At 59.5% G+C, this 23033-nt stretch carries 20 protein-coding genes; 4 read left to right on the top strand and 16 right to left on the bottom strand.

What is annotated here, in order from left to right; all coding sequences use genetic code 11:
- Window positions 1–150: 150 nt before the first annotated feature.
- From ACYZTL_RS04590 to ACYZTL_RS04575, 4 genes are all read right to left on the bottom strand, one after another.
- On the bottom strand, window positions 151–1035 hold the full coding sequence (locus ACYZTL_RS04590; protein ID WP_461950775.1) for an ABC transporter permease subunit: 885 nt from the start codon (window positions 1033–1035) through the stop codon (window positions 151–153).
- Window positions 1032–1913, bottom strand: a complete 882-nt coding sequence (locus tag ACYZTL_RS04585) for an ABC transporter permease subunit (protein WP_461954256.1) — start codon at window positions 1911–1913, stop codon at window positions 1032–1034. The genes ACYZTL_RS04590 and ACYZTL_RS04585 overlap by 4 nt, the downstream gene beginning before the upstream one ends.
- A 29-nt stretch (window positions 1914–1942) precedes the next feature.
- The gene (locus ACYZTL_RS04580) at window positions 1943–3085 is read right to left on the bottom strand and encodes an ABC transporter ATP-binding protein (protein ID WP_461950774.1); all 1143 of its coding nucleotides are present in this window, start codon (window positions 3083–3085) and stop codon (window positions 1943–1945) included.
- A gap of 348 nt (window positions 3086–3433) precedes the next feature.
- A complete protein-coding gene (locus tag ACYZTL_RS04575; RefSeq protein ID WP_461950773.1) occupies window positions 3434–4195 on the bottom strand; it encodes a gamma-glutamyl-gamma-aminobutyrate hydrolase family protein in 762 nt (253 codons plus the stop codon).
- 280 nt (window positions 4196–4475) lie between these two features.
- Here ACYZTL_RS04575 and ACYZTL_RS04570 point away from each other — a divergent pair, with 280 nt between their 5' ends.
- From ACYZTL_RS04570 to ACYZTL_RS04555, 4 genes are all read left to right on the top strand, one after another.
- Window positions 4476–5852, top strand: a complete 1377-nt coding sequence (locus tag ACYZTL_RS04570) for a glutamine synthetase family protein (protein WP_461950772.1) — start codon at window positions 4476–4478, stop codon at window positions 5850–5852.
- A 171-nt stretch (window positions 5853–6023) separates the two neighbouring features.
- Window positions 6024–7514 carry an aldehyde dehydrogenase gene (locus tag ACYZTL_RS04565; RefSeq protein WP_461950771.1) on the top strand — a complete coding sequence of 497 codons (1491 nt, stop codon included), beginning with the start codon at window positions 6024–6026 and terminating at the stop codon, window positions 7512–7514.
- A gap of 52 nt (window positions 7515–7566) precedes the next feature.
- Window positions 7567–8865 carry an NAD(P)/FAD-dependent oxidoreductase gene (locus ACYZTL_RS04560; protein WP_461950770.1) on the top strand — a complete coding sequence of 433 codons (1299 nt, stop codon included), beginning with the start codon at window positions 7567–7569 and terminating at the stop codon, window positions 8863–8865.
- A 457-nt stretch (window positions 8866–9322) separates the two neighbouring features.
- Window positions 9323–9871, top strand: coding sequence for a cupin domain-containing protein (locus ACYZTL_RS04555; protein ID WP_007946335.1), 549 nt, complete (start codon window positions 9323–9325; stop codon window positions 9869–9871).
- 69 nt (window positions 9872–9940) lie between these two features.
- On the opposite strand, the gene ACYZTL_RS04550 is transcribed toward ACYZTL_RS04555, so the two are convergent.
- From ACYZTL_RS04550 to ACYZTL_RS04495, 12 genes are all read right to left on the bottom strand, one after another.
- Window positions 9941–10363 carry a zeta toxin family protein gene (locus ACYZTL_RS04550; protein WP_461950769.1) on the bottom strand — a complete coding sequence of 141 codons (423 nt, stop codon included), beginning with the start codon at window positions 10361–10363 and terminating at the stop codon, window positions 9941–9943.
- 30 nt (window positions 10364–10393) lie between these two features.
- Window positions 10394–10579: a hypothetical protein gene (locus tag ACYZTL_RS04545; RefSeq protein ID WP_461950768.1), complete on the bottom strand. Its 186-nt coding sequence runs from the start codon at window positions 10577–10579 to the stop codon at window positions 10394–10396.
- An 82-nt stretch (window positions 10580–10661) separates the two neighbouring features.
- A complete protein-coding gene (locus ACYZTL_RS04540; protein WP_461950767.1) occupies window positions 10662–11135 on the bottom strand; it encodes a hypothetical protein in 474 nt (157 codons plus the stop codon).
- A gap of 25 nt (window positions 11136–11160) precedes the next feature.
- Window positions 11161–12713 (bottom strand): IS3 family transposase gene (locus ACYZTL_RS04535; protein WP_461950368.1). Its coding sequence is split into 2 segments (ribosomal slippage): window positions 11161–12251 and window positions 12251–12713, totalling 1554 coding nucleotides; the frame shifts between segments, so codons are not numbered across the junction.
- Window positions 12714–12770: 57 nt separating this feature from the next.
- Window positions 12771–12929 carry a hypothetical protein gene (locus ACYZTL_RS04530; RefSeq protein WP_461950766.1) on the bottom strand — a complete coding sequence of 53 codons (159 nt, stop codon included), beginning with the start codon at window positions 12927–12929 and terminating at the stop codon, window positions 12771–12773.
- Between the two features lie 297 nt (window positions 12930–13226).
- Window positions 13227–14648 carry a mannose-1-phosphate guanylyltransferase/mannose-6-phosphate isomerase gene (locus ACYZTL_RS04525; RefSeq protein ID WP_461950765.1) on the bottom strand — a complete coding sequence of 474 codons (1422 nt, stop codon included), beginning with the start codon at window positions 14646–14648 and terminating at the stop codon, window positions 13227–13229.
- Window positions 14649–14776: 128 nt separating this feature from the next.
- Window positions 14777–15868 (bottom strand): mannuronate-specific alginate lyase, encoded by a 1092-nt coding sequence (locus ACYZTL_RS04520; protein ID WP_461950764.1) that lies wholly within the window; start codon window positions 15866–15868, stop codon window positions 14777–14779.
- Entirely contained in the window at window positions 15868–17262 is a 1395-nt protein-coding gene (locus ACYZTL_RS04515) for an alginate O-acetyltransferase AlgX-related protein (RefSeq protein WP_461950763.1), read from the bottom strand. The genes ACYZTL_RS04520 and ACYZTL_RS04515 overlap by 1 nt, the downstream gene beginning before the upstream one ends.
- Window positions 17263–17273: 11 nt before the next feature.
- The gene (gene algG / locus ACYZTL_RS04510; protein ID WP_461950762.1) at window positions 17274–18791 is read right to left on the bottom strand and encodes a mannuronan 5-epimerase AlgG; all 1518 of its coding nucleotides are present in this window, start codon (window positions 18789–18791) and stop codon (window positions 17274–17276) included.
- 86 nt (window positions 18792–18877) lie between these two features.
- Complete coding sequence (locus ACYZTL_RS04505) at window positions 18878–20266, bottom strand: alginate export family protein (protein ID WP_461954255.1); 1389 nt, start codon at window positions 20264–20266, stop codon at window positions 18878–18880.
- A gap of 41 nt (window positions 20267–20307) precedes the next feature.
- Window positions 20308–21708 (bottom strand): alginate biosynthesis protein AlgK, encoded by a 1401-nt coding sequence (locus ACYZTL_RS04500; protein ID WP_461950761.1) that lies wholly within the window; start codon window positions 21706–21708, stop codon window positions 20308–20310.
- Complete coding sequence (locus ACYZTL_RS04495) at window positions 21705–22919, bottom strand: PilZ domain-containing protein (RefSeq protein WP_461950760.1); 1215 nt, start codon at window positions 22917–22919, stop codon at window positions 21705–21707. The genes ACYZTL_RS04500 and ACYZTL_RS04495 overlap by 4 nt, the downstream gene beginning before the upstream one ends.
- Window positions 22920–23033 lie beyond the last annotated feature (114 nt).

Below are 23033 nucleotides of genomic sequence, written 5' to 3'. Positions count from 1 at the left end.
AACCTGTGGCGAGGGAGCTTGCTCCCGCTTGAGTGCGCAGCACTCACAAAATTGGCAGGGTTGCCAGAATTTTTGGGGTCGCTTCGCAACCCAGCGCGAGCAAGCTCGCTCGCCACAGAAAAGTGTTCACTTAACTCAACTGCGGTGGCACTAAGCCGTCGCTTCTACCATTTGCTTTTTCGGCTGTTGCCAGGATTCGCTGGCGGTCTGGTCCATCGCTTCCTGGATCGCACGTTTGCGGGTGGCTTCGGCGCGGCGGCTGAAGTACCAGACCATGAAGGTCACGATCGAAACGGCGAGCAGAATCAGGCTGGCCACGGCGTTGATCTCGGGTTTCACGCCCAGACGCACCGCCGAGAACACTTCCATAGGCAGGGTCGTGGAACCCGGGCCGGACACAAAGCTCGCCAGTACCAGGTCATCCAGCGACAGGGCAAACGACATCATGCCGCCGGCCGCCAGTGACGGCGCGATCATCGGAATGGTGATCAGGAAAAACACCTTGAACGGTTTCGCCCCGAGGTCCATGGCCGCTTCTTCGATGGACAGGTCCAGCTCACGAAGGCGGGCGGAGACTACCACCGCGACATAAGCGGCACAGAACGTGGTGTGGGCGATCCAGATGGTGACGATGCCACGCTCCATCGGCCAGCCGATCAACTGTGCCATGGCCACGAACAGCAGCAACAGCGACAGACCGGTGATCACTTCCGGCATCACCAACGGCGCGGTGACCAGACCACCAAACAGCGTACGACCCTTGAAACGCGTCACGCGGGTCAGCACAAACGCCGCCAACGTCCCCAGCGCTACCGCCGCAATCGCGGTGTAGCAGGCGATTTCCAGCGAGCGCACCACCGAGCCCATCAGTTGCGAGTTGTCGAGCAAACCGACATACCACTTCACCGACCAGCCGCCCCACACCGTCACCAGTTTGGAAGCGTTGAACGAGTAGATCACCAGAATCAGCATCGGCAGGTAGATAAACGACAGGCCGAAAATCAGCATAAACTTTGAAAATCCGAAGCGTTTCATCCCCGACCCTCCATCTCTTTGGCCTGGCTACGGTTGAACAGCAGAATCGGCACAATCAGGATTAACAGCATCACCACCGCCAGGGCAGACGCCACCGGCCAGTCGCGGTTGTTGAAGAATTCCTGCCACAGCACACGGCCGATCATCAGGGTTTCCGGGCCGCCCAGCAGTTCCGGAATCACGAACTCACCGACCACCGGAATGAACACCAGCATGCAACCGGCGATGATGCCGTTCTTGGCCAGCGGCACGGTGATTTTCCAGAAGTTGTTGAAGTTGCTCGAACCCAAATCCGAACCCGCTTCCAGCAAGCTTTGATCGTGCTTGACCAGGTTGGCGTACAGCGGCAACACCATGAACGGGAGGTAGGCGTAAACCACGCCGATATACACGGCCGTGTTGGTGTTGAGGATCTCGATCGGGTGATCGGTCAGCCCGGTCCACATCAAAAACCCGTTGAGCAAACCGTTGTTGCTGAGGATGCCCATCCACGCGTAAACGCGGATCAGGATCGCGGTCCAGGTTGGCATCATGATCAACAGCAGCAAGACGTTTTGCGCTTCCTTGCTCGCTTTGGTGATCGCATAGGCCATCGGGAAACCGATCACCAGGCACATCAGCGTGCTGAAAAACGCGACCTTCAACGAGCCGAAGTAGGCCGAGATGTACAGCTCATCCTGGGTCAGCAGCAGGTAGTTGCCGACGTTCAGGAACAGCTGGAATTTCTGTTCGGCGAAGGTGTAGATCTCGGAGTAGGGAGGAATGGCCAGCGCCGCTTCCGAGAAGCTGATCTTCATCACCAGGAAGAACGGCAACAGGAAAAACAGGCACAGCCACAGGAATGGAATCCCGATGACGAGCTTTCGACCACTCGGCATCAGCCGCATGAACTGCTGATTGAGTGTTTTCATGAGCGCAGTACCACGCCGCTGTCGTCTTCCCACCAGACGTAGACTTTGTCGTCCCAGGTCGGACGCGCGCCACGGCGTTCGGCGTTGGCCATGAACGACTGCACGACTTTGCCGCCAGGCAATTCGACGTAGAACACCGAGTGACCGCCGAGGTAGGCGATGTCATGCACTTTGCCCTGGGACCAGTTGTAGCGGGACTCGGGTTGGGTGGTGCTGACCAGCAGTTTTTCCGGGCGGATCGCGTAGGTGATGGACTTGTCCTCCACCGAGGTGCTGACGCCGTGACCGACGTAGATCTTCTGTTCCAGATCCTTGCTGTGAATGATCGCGTGACCTTCAAGGTCTTCCACAACGGTGCCGTCGAAGGCGTTCACGTTGCCGATGAACTCGCAGACCATGCGGCTGACCGGTGCTTCATAAATGTCGACCGGGCTGCCGATCTGGGCGATCCAGCCGAGGTGCATGATCGCGATGCGCTGGGCCATGGTCATGGCCTCTTCCTGATCGTGAGTCACCATCACGCAGGTCACGCCAACGCGCTCGATGATTTCCACCAGCTCAAGCTGCATCTGCGAACGCAGTTTTTTATCCAGCGCGCCCATCGGTTCATCGAGCAGCAACAGCTTCGGACGCTTGGCCAGGGAGCGGGCGAGGGCCACGCGCTGACGCTGACCGCCGGACAACTGATGGGGTTTGCGTTTGGCGTATTGGGTCATGTGCACCAGGCGCAGCATCTCTTCAACGCGGGCGTCGATTTCACTGGCGGGCAAACGGTCCTGCTTCAGGCCGAAGGCAATGTTCTGCGCCACGGTCATGTGCGGGAACAAGGCGTACGACTGGAACATCATGTTGATCGGCCGTTCATACGGCGGCATGTCGGTGATGTCCACGCCATCGAGCAGAATCCGCCCTTCGGTCGGGCGCTCGAAGCCGGCGAGCATGCGCAGCAGCGTCGATTTGCCGGAACCGGAACCGCCGAGCAGGGCGAAGATTTCCCCTTGATGAATCTCAAGCGAGACATCGTCCACTGCGGTGGTTTCGTCGAATTTCTTGGTGACGCGGTCGACTTTCACCAACACCTTTTTCGGTGCCTGGTGACCTTCAAGAGCCTTCCTGTAAATGCTGGAGGCGTTTGCCATGTGAAACTCCCAACAGGTTTCAGTCGTCGGGCCAACGCGGCCTGACTTAAGAGTGGATTGCAAGCCCGGGGTGTGCAGTGATCCCCTGTGGGAGCGGGCTTGCTCGCGAAGGCGGTGTATCAGGCAACAATGATGTCGACTGACACTCCGTCTTCGTGAGCAAGCCCGCTCCCACAGGGATTTGCGTTTGGATCAATTGCTTCATCCATACCGCTCGGGCTTATTCGGCGCCGCCGTCCTGGCTGCCTGGGTCGTACTTGTTGTTATTGCAGTGTGTTGTTTCGCGAATCACGGACGCGCAAAGGCACGCCCGCCTGACTCACGGGGGCAGTCATTCAGTGTTTTAGGTCAGCGGGTTTTACGCAGCGCAGCCCGTCGCCGGCATGCATCGCCGAACGCCTGGAAAATATTCAAATAGGGCGGATTCGAAAGCACCTGCCATTCCGGGTGCCATTGCACGCCGACGGCAAAGGTCGGGCTGTGGTCCACCGAAATCGCCTCGATCAAACCGTCCGGCGCAATCGCCTCGGCGCGCAGGCCGGGAGCGAGGCGGTCGATGCCCTGGCTGTGAATCGAATTGACCATGAACTCGGCCGGCAGCTCCAGCGCTTCGAACACGCCACCCGGTTGCACCGTCACCGCATGCGCCGGGGCGTATTGCACCGCCAGCTCGGGACTGTCCGCTTCGCGGTGATCGAGCATGCCCGGCAGTTCATGCACCTTCTGGTGCAGGCTGCCGCCGAAGGCCACGTTCATTTCCTGAAAGCCACGGCAGATGCCGAGCACCGGAACGCCTGCCGCAATGGCCGCACGTAATAAAGGAAGGGTGGTGGCGTCCCGCGCCGGATCGTGATCCGTGCCGGGAGCGCTGGCCGGGCCTTGATAGTGGAAAGGTTCCACATTAGAGGGCGACCCGGTCAGCAACAGACCGTCAAGGTGCGCGAGCACATCCTCGATTTCGGTCAGTTCGCCTAAGGAAGGAATGATTACAGGCAGCCCCAAAGCCGCGACGCTGACAGCGCGCAAGTACTTGTCGCCGCTGACGTGGTAGGGGTGCAGGCCAATCTGTTTGACGCACGCAGTAACGCCGATCAATGGCTTGAATGCCATTTTTATCACCTCGAAGTTTCACACTTGAACGAGCTTTTCCGGAGCTTAGCCTTGTTGATTTTAATTAACAACTCTCATGTAAAAAATTCTAAACGCCGCACGTCCGATCGCCAGGATTTACGCGGTGCTCAGGACTGATCTGGCACTCTTGTGCCCAAAAAAGGCCAGAAAATAAAGGATGAGAGGTCAGGTGTTCGCTATTGACTTCACTTTGCCGTTCGGGTTGACTGGCTCGGCGAAACAGCGGTGAACATAATAATTAACAGCTAATAGGTGCATCATGTCGGTCCCTCTGCGTGCCGTTCAACTCAACGAAGCAAACGCATTCCTTAAGAAATATCCTGAGGTTTTGTACGTCGACCTTCTGATTGCGGATATGAACGGTGTGGTGCGCGGCAAGCGCATCGAGCGCACCAGTCTTCATAAGGTCTACGAAAAAGGCATCAACCTCCCGGCGTCTCTGTTTGCCCTGGACATCAACGGCTCCACGGTGGAAAGCACCGGCCTGGGTCTGGACATCGGCGACTCTGACCGGATCTGCTTCCCCATCCCTGGCACCTTGAGCATCGAGCCGTGGCAAAAGCGCCCAACCGCTCAGTTGCTGATGACCATGCACGAACTGGAAGGCGAGGCGTTCTTCGCCGATCCGCGCGAAGTGCTGGCCAACGTGGTGCGCAAATTTGACGAACTTGGCCTGACCATCTGCGCGGCGTTTGAACTGGAGTTTTACCTGATCGACCAGGACAACGTGAACGGTCGTCCGCAGTCGCCGCGTTCGCCGGTATCGGGCAAGCGTCCGGTGTCGACTCAGGTGTACCTGATCGACGACCTCGACGAATACGTCGATTGCCTGCAAGACATCCTCGAAGGCGCGAAAGAACAGGGCATTCCTGCCGACGCCATCGTCAAGGAAAGCGCCCCGGCGCAATTCGAAGTGAACCTGCATCACGTCAACGACCCGATCAAGGCCTGCGACTACGCGGTGTTGCTCAAGCGTCTGGTGAAGAACATCGCCTACGACCATGAGATGGACACCACGTTTATGGCCAAGCCGTATCCGGGCCAGGCGGGCAACGGTTTGCACGTGCACATTTCGATTCTCGACAAAGAAGGCAACAACATCTTTGCCAGCGAGGATCCCGAGCAGAACGCCGCGCTGCGACACGCGATCGGCGGTGTGCTCGAGACCCTGCCGGCGCAGATGGCGTTCCTCTGCCCGAACGTCAACTCGTACCGCCGTTTCGGCGCGCAGTTCTACGTGCCGAACTCGCCGAGCTGGGGCATTGATAACCGTACTGTTGCAGTACGAGTGCCGACCGGTTCGGCGGACGCTGTGCGCATTGAACACCGCGTGGCCGGTGCCGACGCTAACCCGTACTTGCTGATGGCGTCGGTGCTGGCCGGTATTCACCACGGCCTGACCAACCAGATCGAACCGGGTGCTCCGGTGGAAGGCAACAGCTACGAGCAAAACGAGCAGAGCCTGCCGAACAACCTGCGCGATGCACTGCGCGAGCTGGACGACAGCGAAGTCATGTCCAAATACATCGACCCGCTGTACATCGACGTGTTCGTGGCGTGCAAGGAAAGCGAGCTGGCCGAGTTTGAGAATTCCATTTCGGACCTTGAGTACAACTGGTATTTGCACACGGTTTGATGGGCCAAAACCCATATTTGATGGCGGGCAAAATAACCCTGTAGGAGCTGCCGAAGGCTGCGATCTTTTGACTTTGCTTTTAAAGATCAAAATCAAAAGATCGCAGCCTTCGGCAGCTCCTACATGGCGCCGGCCAGACGATCACTTATTCCTCTGCGTCGAGTCACAACCATGACAAACACTCGCAGCGACTGGGAACAACGCTTCCAGTCCTTAACCATCGAAAGCCGCGCCTTCATCGACGGCCAATACCGCGCCGCCCTCAGCGGTGATACCTTCGAATGCATCAGCCCGGTCGACGGCCGCTTCCTGGCCAACGTCGCCAGCACCGACGAAGCCGACGCCAACGAAGCCGTGGCCGTCGCACGCCGCACCTTCGACTCCGGCATCTGGGCGCGTTTGGCACCCGCAGAACGCAAGCGCATCCTGATCCGCTTCGCGGACCTGATCCTGGCCAACCAGGAAGAACTCGCCCTGCTCGAAACCCTCGACATGGGCAAACCGATCAACGACTCGATGAACATCGACATCCCGGCGACCGCCAACGCGATCCGCTGGACCGCCGAAGCCATCGACAAGATCTACGACGAAGTCGCCGCCACGCCGCACGACCAACTCGGCCTCATTACCCGCGAACCTGCCGGTGTTGTCGCCGCCATCGTGCCGTGGAACTTTCCGCTGATCATGGCCAGCTGGAAGTTCGCCCCGGCCCTCGCGGCGGGCAACTCGTTCATCCTCAAGCCTTCGGAAAAGTCGCCACTGACCGCAATCCGCATCGCGCAGTTGGCACTGGACGCCGGCATCCCGAAAGGCGTGTTCAACGTCCTGCCGGGCTACGGCCACACCGTCGGCAAGGCGCTGGCGTTGCACATGGACGTCGATGTGCTGGCCTTCACCGGCTCGACCGCGATTGCCAAGCAACTGCTGATCTACGCCGGGCAAAGCAACATGAAACGCGTCTGGCTCGAAGCAGGGGGGAAGAGTCCGAACGTGGTGTTCGCCGACGCGCCGGATCTGCGCGCGGCAGCACAGGCAGCGGCCAGCGGGATTGCCTTCAACCAGGGCGAAGTCTGCACCGCCGGTTCGCGCTTGCTGGTCGAGCGTTCGATTCGCGAGCAGTTCATTCCACTGCTGGTGGAAGCGCTGCAAGCCTGGAAACCGGGGCACGCCCTCGATCCGCAAACCACCGTCGGCGCGGTCGTCGATCAGCGTCAACTGGACAACGTGCTGCGCTACATCCAGGTCGGCAAAGACCAGGGCGCGCAGCTCATTGCAGGCGGCAGCCGCACCCTTGAAGCCACCGGTGGCCTGTACGTGGAACCGGCGATTTTCGACGGCGTGACCAACGCCATGACCATCGCCCGTGAAGAAATCTTCGGCCCGGTGCTTTCGCTGATCACCTTCGACACCGCTGAAGAAGCCTTGGCCATCGCCAACGACAGCATCTTCGGCCTGGCCGCAGGCGTCTGGACCAGCAACCTGAGCAAGGCGCACACCTTCGCTCGCGGCTTGCGCGCCGGCAGCGTCTGGGTCAACCAGTACGACGGCGGCGACATGACCGCGCCGTTCGGCGGGTACAAGCAGTCGGGTAACGGTCGGGACAAATCGCTGCACGCGTTCGACAAATACACCGAACTCAAAGCGACCTGGATCAAGCTCTAACACTTCTACAACGGCGGTCGCCGGCGAATGCTGGCGGCCATCGGAGAAACCTATGAAACAAGACTCTGTTAAACAAAAGCATGTAAACAGCTACTACGCCGCCACCCGCAACTTCACCGGCGACTTCCCGGTGCTGGAACAAGCGGTGGACTGCGACGTCTGCATCATCGGCGCCGGCTACACCGGTTTGTCCTCGGCACTGTTCCTCGCCGAGGCCGGCTACAGCGTGACCGTGCTCGAAGCCGCCAAAGTCGGTTTCGGCGCCAGCGGTCGCAACGGCGGCCAACTGGTCAACTCCTACAGCCGCGACGTCGATGTCATCGAAGAGCGCTACGGCGACAAGACCGCCGAAGTCCTCGGCAGCATGATTTTCGAAGGCGCCGACATCATCCGTCAGCGCATACAGCACTACGACATCCAGTGCGACTACCGCCCCGGCGGCATCTTCGCTGCGCTGAACAAAAAGCAACTCAAAGGCCTGGCCGAACAGAAAAGCAGTTGGGAACGCTACGGCAACAAAAACCTGAAAATGCTCGACGCGGCGGACATCAAGCGCGAAGTCGGATGTGACAACTACGTCGGCGGCCTGCTCGACATGCAGGGCGGCCACATCCATCCGCTGAACCTGGCCCTCGGCGAAGCCTCGGCCATCATCGGTCTGGGCGGCAAAATCTACGAGCAATCGGCCGCCGTGGAAATCACCTACGGCGAACCGATCACCGTACGCACCGCCAAAGGCCTGGTCCGCGCCAAATACCTGCTGATCGCCGGCAACGCCTACCTGCCGCAGGGCCTCGACAATCGCGTGACGAGCAAAAGCATGCCGTGCGGCTCGCAAATTGTCGTTACCGAACCGTTGTCGGAGAAGGTTGCGCGCAGCCTGATCAAAAACAACTACTGCGTCGAAGACTGCAACTACCTGCTCGACTACTACCGCCTCACCGCCGACAACCGTTTGCTGTACGGCGGCGGCGTGGTCTACGGCGCACGCGAACCGGACGACATCGAGCAGTTGATTAAACCGAAAATCCTCAAGACCTTCCCGCAACTGAAGGACGTGAAGATCGACTACCGCTGGACCGGCAACTTCCTGCTGACCATGTCCCGCATGCCGCAATTCGGGCGCATCGAGAAAAACGCCTACTACATGCAAGGCTACAGCGGCCACGGCGTCACCTGCTCACACCTGGCCGGCAAACTGATCTCGGAAATGATCCGCGGCGACGCCGAACGCTTCGATGCTTTCGCCTCGCTACCGCACATGCCCATGATCGGCGGCCGCACCTTCCAGGCCCCACTCACCGCCATGGGCGCCGCGTATTACGCGCTGCGCGATCGGTTCGGTATCTAACCCCAACACAAATCCCTGTGGGAGCGGCGGTGCGACGATTCGACTTGCTCGCGAAGAGGCCAGATCAGTCGCCATCAATGTCGCCTGACACACCGCCTTCGCGAGCAAGCCCGCTCCCACAACAGATCTATGCCGGACACAAAATCTGTGTACCACTGGGATCAAACTGTGGGAGCGGGCTTGCCCGCGAAGAGGCCAGCACATTCAACATCAATGTCGAATGACGCACCTCCATCGCAAGCAAGCTCACTCCCACAATTCCCACACCTCAGCCAACCGACACCACCCCCAGCAACCTTTTCACCCACCCATTCATCGAACCTGCTGAGCAACACCACCAAACGTGATTTAATACCCGCCTTTCACAATTCCGGGACAGGGAAGCGGTACTTTCGCGGCCAAAAGTAGCCCGCCATCCACCCCCATAACCCTTAAGTTTTCCTCGCATAAGGCTGTCATGGACACGGGCTCACGACTCAAACTAGTACGCGAAAGCTACAAACTCTCCCAGCGCGAGCTGGCCCGGCGTAGCGGCGTCACCAATGCCACCATCTCCCTGATCGAACAGAATCGCGTCAGTCCCTCCGTCAGCTCCCTGAAAAAACTGCTCGAAGGCATACCGATGTCTTTGGCGGATTTCTTCACCTTTGATCAGCCGCCGCGTGAGCATCAGTACGTGTTCCGTGCCAATGAACAGCCGGATCTCGGGCGTCATGGGCTGCGGTTGTTGTTGATTGGCGCTTCAGTGCCGAGCCGGCAGATGCGGTTGTTGCGCGAGCAATACGCACCGGGGGCGAGTTCGGGGGAAGAGCCGATTGTGCATTCGGAAGGGGAGGAGTGTGGGTTGGTTACCCGGGGGACAGTTGAGCTGACGGTTGATGGGCAGATCAGTGTGCTGAATGCTGGCGATGGCTACTATTTCCCGACCACACTGCCGCACAAGTTTCGCAATATTGGCCAGGATGAAGCGGAAATCATCAGCGCGAACACTCCGGCCAACTTTTGATCTCAAAAACGGACGCCAGCCTGTAGCAGGTGCTGAAGGCTGCGTCCGCCGATTTAATGATTCATGGGCTTAAATATTTTCCACTTTATCGACATAAGACTCGAAGAACCAGTCAGGGATGTCTTCAGTACGGTATTCAAGGCTGTCCCCATCAGTAATTTCCGCAAGAAGAACCGTACTATCGCCGGAGTTATCGAAGATGTAGGCGCGATTGCTGACTGCAATGGCTTCTGGTAGTAGACCCAGCGATTTGTAGTACCGTTCGCGCACCTTGTCAGGTGCCACGGGATGACCACCTTCGCGGACTCTGATTTGTACCCGGTCTATGTTGATTGCCGGGTTTTCAGTCGAAACGAAGTAAAGATATATCCGATAACCGTGAGCTTGGGCTTCTTTCATGAAGTCGACCTTGCTTCGATGTGACATCACTGTTTCGAAGGTAAAACTCACACCTTTTTCCAGCAGGCGCTGGCGAATGAAGTCCGATATCACGGACGCCAGATAGGAATTGACGTCTACGTTTCAGTAGTCAACTTTGGTGCCCAGCAAACCAATTTGTTTGGCTTGATCGCTGAGCTCTTTGTTTCTTATCAGATAGTGTTCGGCATGGAACGTGAGCAACTCAGACAATGTAGTTGTAACTTCAAAGTTAGCCAAGTCGATGAACCCGGTAGCTTTTGCCTCCTTCTCGAGATCGTCGGCATTCACGTACATCTTGATAAGGACGGGATCAATTTCTCCCTTGATGGTGCTTTTGCCTGACCCGTTCGGTCCCGCAAATACCCGAAACCTAGGCACGACCACCAGCCGTTTGATCTTCGATACGGCGCACTGTGATTACCTCACCTACCTTGACTTTGCGGCGCGGCTTGGCTTTGGCTACAACAGTCTTGCTGCCATCAAGTGAGATCCATACCAAATCGCCGGAATCGACGCGAAGTACGCTATCGCTCACCAACAGTGCGCGAGCATAAGCAGTCTTGGTGGCTATTTGAGCGAGATCAGGTATCTGGCGCTCTAGAGCATCCATCTCCTTATCCGAAAGCTTTTTGGTTTTTGCAGTCATCGGGATTCTCCGCTTGAGCGAGCGCTCTGGTGCTTCTTGCCCGGATAGTACCGCATTAAGCGGGCTTTCGAACGTCATCAGCTCCATTTCAATTTCCTCGGTAGTGTAAGCCTTGATCACTGTGTGAAGGGACAGATTTTCCAACATAAAATGCGGGGGCTTTTGCCCGATAGCGCGCTGTAACGCGGCGTTTTTCAAGGTAGTTGTCGCGTCAACCGTCTAACTATGCCGCTCTTTTCTCGACCTGTTGCTCTCGATCCGGGTTCAACAGCACGGTGCCGATCGGCTCCCAGTTACGTGTGCAACCCGACCACCGTTCCGGCTTTTTCTCTTTGGCTCGTTCGTACAGCTCATGTCGCCGGGCCAAGACCTGATGGTCCAGTCCTCGATGCCGCTCAGCCGGTGTGACGAACCGGATACGGCTATGCCGGTGTTCGTTGTTGTACCAGCGCATGAAATCCCTCACCCAAGCTCGTGCGGCGTCCAGACTGGCAAAGCCATGCTGCGGCCATTGCGGGCAGTACTTCAGTGTTCTAAACAGCGACTCCGAGTAGGGATTGTCGTTGCTCACCCGCGGTCGGCCCCGCGAGGGCGTGATGCCCAGTTCGTACATCTTGCTCAACAGCGTCACCGATTTCATCGGCGCTCCGTTGTCCGAGTGCAGCACCAGCGGTTCGTGTAAACACTGCTCGCCGATCACGCTGCGTTGCAGCAGCGCGGCGGCTTTCTCGCCGCTTTCCGCGTCGTAGACCTCCCAGCCCACGGCCTTGCGGCTGTAAATATCCTCGATCAGATAGAGGTAGTAATACTTGCCGCGTATCGGCGACGGCAGATACGTGATGTCCCATGACCACACCTGATTGGGCGCTTCAGCCGCATGCGTCGTTGGGGCCGCGTGCCGCCTGGGGCGCTGGCTACGACCTCGATGCTGCTGTTGACCCGCCGCACGCAAGACGCGATAAAACGTTGCCTCCGACGCCAGATAGCGCCCTTGATCGGCCAGGCGCGGCACGATCTGGCTCGGCGGCAGATGGGCGTACTCCAGGCTGTTGCACAGCGTCACAATGGTCTGTCGCTCAGCCTCGTTTAGTGCATTTCGCGGCGTTGGCCGTGTGACAGTCGTTCGGGCATCGGCCTGGATAACGTCTGTTTCAGTCCACCGTTGCAAAGTCCGCAGCGATAGACCGATTTCCAGGCAGGCCCTGATTTTTCTGGCTCCCGCCGCGACCGCGTTGCTCAGCCAGTCCACGAGTAACTGCCGTTCTGGCAAAGACGTCAGTTGTCCTCGTTGTCGGTCCCCCAGTAGTCGTTGAGCTTTTTTCGCAGCACCAACAACGCCGCTGTTTCAGCGAGCGCCTTGTCTTTGCGGCGCAGTTCGCGCTCAAGTTCCTGGATGCGTTTCTTATCTTTGCGAGACTGCTCCCGATCTTCTTTTTGCTGGGCCTTTTCCGATTTCTGGCCGGTGATGAAGGCTTGTCGCCAGGCAGTGATTTGCTCGGGGTAAAGGCCTTTGCGGCGGCAATACTCGCCCAGGTCGATCTCGGACAAACCGGCCGCTTCAAGGACGACAGCAAACTTGGTTTCGGCTGACCAGTTCTGAGCCGATTGCTTGTTTTCGGACACTGCACTTCCTTCAGAACTGAGCTGCTTGCGCCAGTTGGACAAAGACATTTCGCTGACCCCTTCGCGCCGGGAAACCTCGGCCATCGACAGGTTCAGTGGGGGAAGCAGCATCTTGAGTAATGCGGCTCTGCGTTCAGGTGAATAGTACGGCACGACCAGTCTCTTTCCGCCCCCGATATGCTTTTTTAGGAAAAACCGGAGAGGCGACAACTATCCTGACACCGGGGGCAGCGGTACAAACACGATCACCACCATCCATACGAGTTTGTTGCTGGATTTGCCTTCGGCTTTGCGCACTTTGTTGATTGCCCATAGCTCGACCAGCACAAGAACTGCGGCGAGTACGATCCAGATGGTTTCGGTTTGCATGAGTTGCCCTCCTGATGGTCTTACGGTTAGGTGGGCAGGGGGCGGTGGGGTTCATTAAATTTTGAGGTTTTGTGGGTGTTTGGGGGGCGAGGCGCTGGTGGTTTGCTCGCGCAAGGTGTGACAGTCGAGGTTGATGTTGAATGTCAGGGCCTCTTCGTGAGCAAGCCCGCTCCCACAGGGGGGAGTGCAGGCGGACACTACATTGCGTCCGCCTGTGATCCCTTTATACCGTGTGACCAATCACCTCGATTATCCGCTGCGCAATGGGGTCCACGTGTGTCCTTGCGGTAAATGGCCTCAACTCTTCACCTCTTGATTCCTGCCGTAGACATCTTCCAGACGCTTGATATCGTCCTCGCCCAGGTAGCTGCCGGTCTGCACTTCGATAACTTCCAGCGGGATTTTTCCGGGGTTGGCCAGGCGATGTACCGATGCGATCGGGAGGTAGGTGGACTGGTTTTCAGTGAGCAGGAAGACCTTTTCGTTGCACGTCACCTGGGCGGTGCCGGAGACCACGATCCAGTGTTCGGCGCGGTGGTGATGCATTTGCAGGGAAAGTTGTGCGCCAGGTTTGACGGTGATGTGCTTGACCTGGTGGCGGATGCCGTTGTCCACCGAATGGTAGCTGCCCCAGGGACGATACACCGCGCAGTTGTTCTGGGTTTCCGAGCGGTTTTGGGCGTCGAGCGCATTCACCAGTTTTTTCACGTCTTGCACGGTGTCGCGGTGCGCGACCATCAGTGCATCCTCGGTTTCTATCACGACCAGATTTTCCACCCCGAGCAGGGTCACCAGCTTGCTATTGCCATGTACGAAGCAACTGCGGCTGTTGTAGGTGACGACATCGCCCTTGAGCACATTGCCATCGGTGTCCTTTTCGTGCACATCCCACAGCGAAGACCAGCAACCGACGTCACTCCAGCCAGCACTTAGCGGGACGACGCAGGCGAGATGGGTGCGCTCCATCACCGCATAGTCGATGGAGTTGTCCGGGCAGCATTCGAAGGTGTCCCGATCGATGCTGGTCACGCCTTCGCTGCTGTGGCTGCGCTCCAGGGCCATCACGCAGTTGTCGTAAATGTCCGGTTCGTGAGTGCGCAATTCGTCGAGATAGCGGCTCGCACGGAACAGGAACATGCCGCTGTTCCAGAAGTACTCGCCGGAGCGGACAAATTCGGCGGCGGTTTGCGAGTCGGGTTTCTCGATAAATTTCTCGACCTTGAAGGCGCTGGCACCCGCATCGCTGCAGTCGGCCTTGATGTAGCCAAAGCCGGTTTCCGGACGCGTCGCCGGAATGCCGAACAGCACGAGGTTGCCTTTGAACGCTTCTTCCTGCGCGTGTGCCAGTGTGGCGCGCAAGGCGGGAACGTCGCTGATTACATGGTCGGCCGGAAGTACCAGCATGAGCTCATCGCGGCCTTCGGCGATCAGCTTGAGGGCCGCCAGTGCCACTGCCGGGGCGGTATTGCGGCCGAAGGGTTCGAGCAATATCGCCTGCGGCGTACAGCCGATGGCGGCGAGTTGTTCATTGACGATAAAGCGGTGCTCTTGATTGCAAACCACAATGGGCTTGCCGATACCGTCGAACGCCAGGCGCTGCAAGGTCTGTTGAAACAGCGACCCTTCGCCGGCCAGACTCAGGAACTGTTTGGGATATAACTTGCGCGACAAAGGCCACAATCGCGAACCGCTGCCGCCGGACAGAATGACTGGAATCATTTTACGTTCCTCCCGCACCTTCATCACTCGACATGAAGGCGCTTCGAACAGCGAAGGACTGCCTTCCATTATTTGAAACACAAGCTCAATTCAGAGTGGCCGCAATCAGGGCGTGTTGGCTGTTGCACCTATTCTTTCTGGTCAGCAAACAGCTGGGTGATGTCGCCGCCCAGGCGGTAGGTTTTCATCGGTTCGATCGATTGGCGCCAACGGTTGGTTTGCGCCGAGCAGTCGTACAACGCGCAGTAAGGTTCCAGCCAGGCAAACTTGCCGTCCTCGTTGAGGTCCTCGAGTTCTTGTTTGTAGCCGGTCTTGCGTTCAAACGAGCGGGGATCCTTGATGCCTTCTTCGACCCGCGCCGCCAGACGCCGCATGGCGCCGTGGTTTTCTTCGCGCAGGTCGACGCCGTTGGCTTGGGCGAAGGCGGCGATCATCATCAGCGGCCCCATCGCATAGTTGTGGTAAGCCAGTGCGCGGGTTTCGCGGCCCAGTTCGTTGGGCAGGTATCCGTCTGCATCGACCTGGGAAGCGCCGATGCGAAACTGCGCGACCGACCAGTCGAACAGGTCGCGCCGGTCGACCACCACCGAGGCCGCCATGACGGACCATGCCGCCCAATACTGGTGATTGTTCAGCCGGTCCAGCGGCTGGTCGCGCCAATCGCGCACCACTTGATCGGCGACCTGGCCGATCCAGGCCTCGATCGGCCGGGTCTGCGCCTCGCGGCCCTTCAACGGCTGTGAACTCGAATACTTGAGCCGCAGCCAAGCCGAAGAAACACTGCCCAGTGCCCATTTGCGCATCGACTTGCCGGTGTGGGTGTAAGTGGTGCTCAGCAGCGCCTGCGCCTTGGCCCAATCGCCCAGCCAACTCAAAGTGCAGTCCACATGTCCTGTGCGGCCGAGCCGTAAATAGGCGGCGACTTGTTTGTTGACGCCCTTTTCCAGTTCGTTGATATCGCCTGACATTTCTTTGTAGCGTTTGTTGGATTCCGCGTTGAGCTGATCACGTGCCTTGCCCGAGCCCTCGTACTTGCTGGGGATCAGCAGGTCACCGGTATAGGGTTTGGGCACCGCCGGACAGCTCGGCGCGTCGCCCTTCTTGTCCACGGCCGGCGCGTAATAGCCCTGCGGCGGGCGAAGTTGAGCGGCCGTCGCCTGCACGCCCGACACCGCCAGAATGAAGGCCACGCCAAAGGCGGCCCAGTGCGCCTGACTCATCATTGCCCCTCCGTCTGCGCGGTGCGCAGGGAAGGTGCCGTGATGACTGGTTTGGCACACAAGCGGGTCGAGAGCTCCATGGCGTTCGTTCCAGGCGGTGGCTGCACGTCCATGGAAAGAAAAGTCTGTTCGTCCCAGTCCTTATCGTCGCGCAGCTCGAAGACGAAGCGGCCCTGGGTATTGACCGTCGGCGAACGACTCAAGCTGAGGTTTTCCTGGCGACCGTTCATGTAGGTCAGGGTAGCGTTCATCACGTGCACACCGGGATCAGCGAACTTGAGGTCGACCTGATAACGATTGCCCTTGATCGGATACACATTGCCGCCACCACCGTTGAACAACACCTGATTGCGCCCGCTGTGCAGGGTCGAAGTGCTTTTAAGCAGCGGCGCCTGGTTGTCGCAGCCATCGCCCAGCGCCGCCATCGCCTGCCGGTAGAAGCTGGTTTTGCCGAGGCTGTCGAGATTATCGGTTTCCCATACCAGCACCGCCGGCGGGGTTTTCTGGAAGTCGTCGCCGAGCAGGTAGGCGATCAACGAATCATCGTAGCCACCGGCCGGTACGCTGAAGTTGCGGACCGGTGTCTCCAGATATTGTTGGAGGAAGCCGGCAAAATTGAACGCCTCGCCGCTGGCGCTGGTACCGATCAATGCGACCTTGGCGGGGGCCTTGGACTCGCCCTGGGCCCGGGTTTGATAACGGGTGACATACTGCGCCGCATAGCCGGTGCCGCAGATCTGTGCGGCGACTTTTTGCAACGTGCCAGAGCGTCCCAGCAGGCCGACCGGCTGGCTGGCGAAGACCTGATGCGGCAACGCCTTGAGCACATCGTTGCCCTTGAGCGTCTGGGCCACCAATTGGGCGCTGCGCTCGGCGCCATAGGGCGTCCAGTTGTGGTCGCCCTTGAAGTAGAAGGACTGCCCGGCGGGCTGTGGCGCACTCAACAGGTTGGTAAAGTCGGGGACCAGAATTCTCAAGTCGCGCACCCGGTCCAGTGTTTGCAGGTAGTTTTGCCGGGCCCTGGCCTGATCGAAGCTGGCCAGTTCCAGCGGCGTCAGGCGGTCGGCGTGCAGCAAGCCACGGCTGGGTGGCAGCACCAGCACCAGTTCGACCCCGCGCTGGGCCAGCCCGTCGCGCAGGCGCTTGAGGGCCTTGTAACCGCTCTCATCGAGGCCGAAGTTGGTGCGAAAATCGCTACGGGTGCGGAAGAGCCACTGGTCCTTGGTCTCCACCAGGGTCGCGTAGTTTTTCAGCTCCGGTTGCTCGTAAAGTGTCGCCTGCGCCGCTTGCGGGCACAGCTGGCAGCAGGCCTCGGCCGTGTACTGCGGCTGCGCCTGTGCCCACATCGGCGTAGACAGCAGGCACAGTGCGGCAAATCCATGAAGGGTGTTCATCGCAAGGCTCCTCACAGTGTCTCGGGCAGAATCAACGCGGCTGCGCGGCGGCGCAGGAGGATGTCCATCAAGGCGCCCTGAACTTCCCCGAGCAAACCGGTAAAGGCAAGGCCGTCCTGTTTCTGCGGCGCCAGAAAGGTCAAGTTGTAAAGTTCCAGGCGCGAGGGTGAAAACACGGTGATGGGGCTGGAACCGTTGCCGATCAGTTTGCCGCCGACCACGATGAGCGACAGCCTGGCTTCGTAGGGGTCCTCCTTGAGATCGCGGTCAGTGCCGCGCAAATCCTTGATGTGGCCGTAGATGCCGGTCAGGGCATTGGCCATCAGCTCGTTTTCATAAAGCCGCACACCGGTGCTGTTACGCACCCGGATACCATGCCGGCCATTGTCGCTCGCGCGGTTGCGCCAGAACAGGTTATTACCGCTCTCATACACGGTTACACCGTCGGAGAGGTTCTTGTAGGTCTCGTTGTAGGCCACCAGGTTATTGACGCTGGAACGGTCCAGGACGATGCCCGACAGGTGGTTGTTGTAGGCGCGGTTGTAGATGATCCAACTGTCATTGACCTCGCGCGATACGATAATGCCGTGCTTCTTGCGGGTACCGAAGGCATCGTTGTGGGCAATGATCAGCCGGCGCGAACGGTCGTGCGGGTCGATGCCATAGACGATGTTGTCGCGATAGGAATTGCGGAGGATCACCACGTCGTCGGCCTCATAGCAATAGAAGCCGTACCAGTTGTCGACGAACTCGGAATTGAGCAGCCAGCCAGTCGGCCGCTTGCGTTTCATCCTCGGCGCCATGCTCGGGCTGTACTGGGAAATACTCACGCCATAACTCTTGCTCGCGGTGTAGCCGAAGCTGGTGATGGTGCTGTTGACGATGTAGGTCTCGGTGCCCCCCCAAGACACCAGGAAGGGCCGGAACTCACCCTCTTTCTTGTACCAGGCGGGGCTGTCGTCCTTCTCGCTCCAGGCGCTGACTTTGGTGTCGGTGATAAACAGCTTGCCGTCATTGACCAGGAATGAACCGCCTTCCTGGGACAATCGCAACTCCTTGACCGACTTGCCGATATGCAGGGTTGCGCCCGGACGTATGACGATCGGCAGGCGCGCCAGAAACACCCCCGGCGCGGTTTCGCGCAAGGCGGTCGGTGGCAGGCTGCGCGCCAGTTGCGTCAGGGTCATGTAGCCACGGTCGATGAAGATCGCCACGGGCATTTGCTTCTGGCGTACCACCCATTCCTTGAGGCGATCTTCGCCGCCGATGAACTCGTCGAGCGCGTTTTCCTTGAGCATCGGCTGGATCAAGGCACGGCCGGCGGGTTTGTGGGAAATCTTTGCTGCGACTGCCTCGGCCGTATAGCCGGACAGCACGGGCATTTTCGGTTCCTTGATCAGCAACGGCTTTCCCGGAGCCTCGGTGATGGTATAGCGCGGCGCCAGGATGTCATTCGCCGCACTGGCCCCGGCCGCCTGCACCAACAGCAGTCCGGCGAGCAACAGCCCAATCTTGACGACACTGTCCATAAGTCTCACTCATCAAAATAAATGCAACCTGGTGGGATCAGTGCGCTGTTGCCCGCGATGGCATCATCGCGGGCAACTGACTGGTCCTAGATTTTCCAGACGAAATCAATAAACGCCCGGTGCATGCTCGAATCGGTGTTGCTGGCGTAGGCGTCACCCGGGAAGAACACGCCCAGACGCAAGCGGATCAGCGCCGAGGGTTCGTCGACCCAATCCACCATGCTCGCGGGCAACAGACCTTGTTTGAAGTACTTGGTCACGACCAGATCGACTTCCTGGCCCAGGTCCTTCTCACCGTCCACCAGCGCCGCATTGACGATCCCGTCGTCGCCGGTTTGCTGGTCGTCGTCGACCCGCCAGAAACGGTGGTAGACGAGGCTGGCGTCGTAGTCCTCGCGCATCTGCCAGGAGCCGAACAGGGTAGCCGTCTGCAGATTGCTCAGTTCACCGCGAAAGGCTTCACCGAAGCGGTGTACGCGCGAACGCGTGCCGGTGTAGTTCGAGCGGTTGCTCTGCAGGCCGGTTTGCTGGAACTGATTCTCCCCGTCGTGACCGCCGCCGTCACCGCGGGCGGCGGCAGCACCGAGGCGCCAGCTTTCATCAATGTTCCAACGCAAGCCCAAATCCGCGGCCCAGGCGTTGACGTCGCCACTGGTGTGGCCCGTCGCGACTCGATCGCCGGCAGGGTCGATCACGCTGGTGAGGTTGTCACGATCGCCGGTCAGCCAGGTTGCGTTGACCCAGTAGTTGACTGGCATCGTCGAGCGATAGTTGTAGCCGTCACCGTTCGCTTCGAGACCGACCCAGGTCAGGCTGCCGGTGTTGGTCTTGTCGAGTGCATCGACCTGCTCGCCGGCATCGGGCAGGCTGCCGCTGTCCTCTGAGTGATGTACACGCAGGCCTACCCAATTATTGGGCGTCCATTGCGTAGAGATGTCGGCGAAGACATGGGAACGGTCTTCATCTTCGGGCGCCAGGTCGTCCAGGTCGGTGCGATAGTCGGAAAAGCGTTGAGCGGCGCCGAGGTGGCTGCGCAGCAGCGTGGTTTCGAAGGTCCAGTTGAGCGCTTCGATGTTGGTGTCCATCCACTCGCCACTGTCCTCGCGCAGACGCTGGCGCCCCAAGCGCAGATGCTCGCCCGGATAGGCGGTGATGCCCGAATAATCAATCCAGAACTCGCGAAGTGCCAGGTAGCTGTCATCCGCTTCACGGGTGTTGCTTTCGTCGACGCCGTTGTTCACCGTATCGGTGTCGATGGTATCGGTCGCCGCCACCGCCTGCGCCATCGTATAAGCACTCCAGTTACCCCATTGGCCAAAGGCCCAGGGGCGCAAGTCGATGCCAATATCGTTGAGGGTGCCACCGGGCGCAGTGCCCAGGTCCCGGTCGTCCTGTGACTCGCCGGTAATCTTCACATCCAGGCCGAAATTCTTCGGTGCCACTTCCGCTGCGAGCACCAGGCCGGCGCTGCACATCAGTGAAACTCCTAGACCATAACCAGCCAACAATGCTTGCTTCATAGTAAGTCCTGTCCATTTTCCGGAGTTTGCAGCCTGGCTAAAGCAGCGCCCGTCAGACGGGCCTGGGCTTCTTCCTCAAGCAAGGGCTGCGCGATTTTCCTTTCTGCCGGGGTCATTCCCGACTGCAGGGCTGACAGCACTGGCCCTGCATTTACCGCGCCCTGGCGTTGCGCAAGTTGCGCAAAGACAAAGGCGTTGATCCGATTGACCTTGACCCCGCGGGAGTCGGAAAACATGTGAGCCAGGGCCAAATCGGCGTTGGGCGAGCCGTTGCGGGCAGCCAGCAACAGATGTAGCAGCGCTTTCTGAGGTTCGACCTGGCCCAGATAACCGCGTCGGTACAACTGGCCCAGGTAGTAATGCGCCGCGACTTCACCGGCCGCGGCCGCCTTGAGCAAATGCTCTTCAGCCAGGCGCGGATCTTGCGGTAACCATTTGCCGAGGTAATACAGTCGTCCGGTCAGCAGTTCCGCCCGTGGGTCGCCCGCTTCGCGCCCGCGCTGCAAGGCCGAGAGCAATTGCGGCGCATCGCCTTGCGCGGGGTAGTCGTCGATCAATCGTGCCAGGCTGGTCCAGGCCGGCGGATAGACCGGTGCCAGTTCCTCGAGCAGGCGCTGGGCGCTTTGCGGATCGGCCGGGCCTTCGAGGGCTGGCGACGACAGAACGCGCGCCACCGACTCGACCCGCAAGGGCGCTACTCGTCCCTCACGCAAGCCCTGGCGCAACTCCACCAGCAAGTCTGCTTGCGCCTTGGGCTGGGCGCGCATTCGGTTGATGTTGGCCAGCTCCACATAACAGGCATCGAGTACCGCCAGCCGAGCCCGGCACATCTGCTCGATCTGCGGCAGGTGAGCGTTATAGGTGCCCTGATTGCGATAAATCAGAATCTGCGCCAGGTCCGCCTCGACAATGCCTTGGGCGCGCCAGCTATCGACCTTCTGCTGCGGATTCACCACGGGCGCCATTCGCGGGTAGCCCAGGTACAACAACGTCAGTGGCACCACCGCACTGAACTCGCCTTTGTCCAGCGCGCCTTCCAGCAATTGCCGGGCCTCGTGCACTTGCTGGGGATCACTCGGGCTCTGACGCAGTAACAAGCGGCCCAGACGTGACTGCGCCTTGACCGATTCCGGCGCGGCCTGCCGGTACAAGGCTTCCGCCTCTTTCAGGCTCGCCGGGTCGCCCGCCGAGGCCGTCAAGTCGCCCATCCCGGCCTGGGCATCGGCATAGCCGTCCTCGGCCAGTGCCGCGTAGTTCTTACGTGCCGTTTCATAATCGCCGCGCGCCATGGCCTCGCGCGCCAACCCTTGATCGGGCAGGGTGCCGCAACCGTGGATCATTGTCAGAGCAGCGGCCAGCGCAGAAAACCGCAGCCCCGATCGCCATGCGCCGTTCATTTTCCGGCCGCCATGACTTTATTTTCCCAGGCGCTCTTCACCCAGTTATTGGCCGCCGAGGCATTCTCCACCCAGACATTGCCCTGCAGGTCTTCGATACTGACCGCCACCGGACGCCCGGCCAAATCGGTCTGCAACGGGCTGTCAGGCTCAATGGTGACCCGCAGGTCGGAGGCCAGACCGCCGTTGTCCAGCGCCACTGCGGCGATTTTGCCCGTGCGTGGCTGTTCTTCACCGATCAGTTGAAAGCTCACTGACGTGCCAGGCTGGATTTTGGCGAAATTCTTATAGGGGAAGCGCGCCTCGATGGTTGCCACACCGTCGATCGGCATCAACTCGTATACCGAGGTGCCTTTGCCGACGACCTGGCCGTCCGGCACCAGCTGCGACACCACCCGGCAATCGCAGGGGCTGGTCAGCGAACCTTGCAGGGTTCGGCTGAACAGGCGCTCAAGGTTCTCCGGGGTCGCCTGCCCGGGCGGCAGGTTGCCTTTCATCACATCCAGCAGCGAGGCGGAAAAGGTCGCCAGCGGAGCCCCCTTGGACACCACCGCCCCCACCTTGACCAACGAATTGACGCTGCCGTCACGCGGCAGGCCGATCAACTGGCCGGGCACATTGACCCGCGCCGATTCGGCGTGAGTGACGAAGTAAATGCCATGCAACTGCTGCAGCACATAACCAAAGGCAGCCAGTCCCACCAGAAACATCAGCAGGCTCACCGTGGTCGCTCGCAAACGAGTGAAAAAGCCCATGCCGTGGCCGTTTTCGTGTTTTCGCGGCTTGGCAAAGTTGTCGCGCTGTTGGGTCGCGAGCATGTCACCCAGGCTGATCACCCCTCCCGAGAGGTAGGAGGTGATCACATAACGCAGCGCCGAGATCGCGCGCGGGCGCAGGTTGTGGAACTCGCAACCCACCCGCAGTTCCTCGCTGCTGACCGAGCGCACGACAAACTCCACGTCGATGGCAAACCCAAGTGCATCGACCTGGAACACCAGTTTGCCTTTGTGATGGCGACCCGCGATCAGTGGTGTGTCCGGCCGACTCAGGCTGAAGCCACCGGCTGACAAGTCGATCAGCTCGCAATCGAACTTTTGCCGGCCCGGCCCGTTAAACTTGATCCGCGCCGGTAGATTCAGCCGTGCATGCTGACGCTGCACCTCTGACTCATGCACGACATTGTCATCACCCGCAATAACGGCTGTGTTCATAACGCGTCCCTTCCCATCCACGATTCAGACCGATCCGGCAAATCAGAGCCGGTGCTCACCTTCATCCTCGACCGCTGTGCAGACCGGCACGGCATGCCGACTGCCCTGACACCT

The sequence above is a fragment of the Pseudomonas sp. LB3P81 genome, from assembly GCF_054897965.1.
This window is presented reverse-complemented; position numbering and strand designations above follow the sequence as displayed.

Bases quoted from the DNA above. Each gene is read 5' to 3' on its own strand.
- ACYZTL_RS04525 (WP_461950765.1), bottom strand. From the start codon at position 14,648: ATGATTCCAGTCATTCTGTCCGGCGGCAGCGGTTCGCGATTGTGGCCT.
- ACYZTL_RS04580 (WP_461950774.1), bottom strand. From the start codon at position 3,085: ATGGCAAACGCCTCCAGCATTTACAGGAAGGCTCTTGAAGGTCACCAG.
- ACYZTL_RS04590 (WP_461950775.1), bottom strand. From the start codon at position 1,035: ATGAAACGCTTCGGATTTTCAAAGTTTATGCTGATTTTCGGCCTGTCG.
- ACYZTL_RS04570 (WP_461950772.1), top strand. From the start codon at position 4,476: ATGTCGGTCCCTCTGCGTGCCGTTCAACTCAACGAAGCAAACGCATTC.
- ACYZTL_RS04520 (WP_461950764.1), bottom strand. From the start codon at position 15,868: ATGAGTCAGGCGCACTGGGCCGCCTTTGGCGTGGCCTTCATTCTGGCG.
- ACYZTL_RS04565 (WP_461950771.1), top strand. From the start codon at position 6,024: ATGACAAACACTCGCAGCGACTGGGAACAACGCTTCCAGTCCTTAACC.
- ACYZTL_RS04515 (WP_461950763.1), bottom strand. From the start codon at position 17,262: ATGAACACCCTTCATGGATTTGCCGCACTGTGCCTGCTGTCTACGCCG.
- ACYZTL_RS04555 (WP_007946335.1), top strand. From the start codon at position 9,323: ATGGACACGGGCTCACGACTCAAACTAGTACGCGAAAGCTACAAACTC.
- ACYZTL_RS04560 (WP_461950770.1), top strand. From the start codon at position 7,567: ATGAAACAAGACTCTGTTAAACAAAAGCATGTAAACAGCTACTACGCC.
- ACYZTL_RS04575 (WP_461950773.1), bottom strand. From the start codon at position 4,195: ATGGCATTCAAGCCATTGATCGGCGTTACTGCGTGCGTCAAACAGATT.
- ACYZTL_RS04500 (WP_461950761.1), bottom strand. From the start codon at position 21,708: ATGAACGGCGCATGGCGATCGGGGCTGCGGTTTTCTGCGCTGGCCGCT.
- ACYZTL_RS04530 (WP_461950766.1), bottom strand. From the start codon at position 12,929: ATGCAAACCGAAACCATCTGGATCGTACTCGCCGCAGTTCTTGTGCTG.
- ACYZTL_RS04585 (WP_461954256.1), bottom strand. From the start codon at position 1,913: ATGCCGAGTGGTCGAAAGCTCGTCATCGGGATTCCATTCCTGTGGCTG.
- algG (WP_461950762.1), bottom strand. From the start codon at position 18,791: ATGGACAGTGTCGTCAAGATTGGGCTGTTGCTCGCCGGACTGCTGTTG.
- ACYZTL_RS04505 (WP_461954255.1), bottom strand. From the start codon at position 20,266: ATGTGCAGCGCCGGCCTGGTGCTCGCAGCGGAAGTGGCACCGAAGAAT.
- ACYZTL_RS04495 (WP_461950760.1), bottom strand. From the start codon at position 22,919: ATGAACACAGCCGTTATTGCGGGTGATGACAATGTCGTGCATGAGTCA.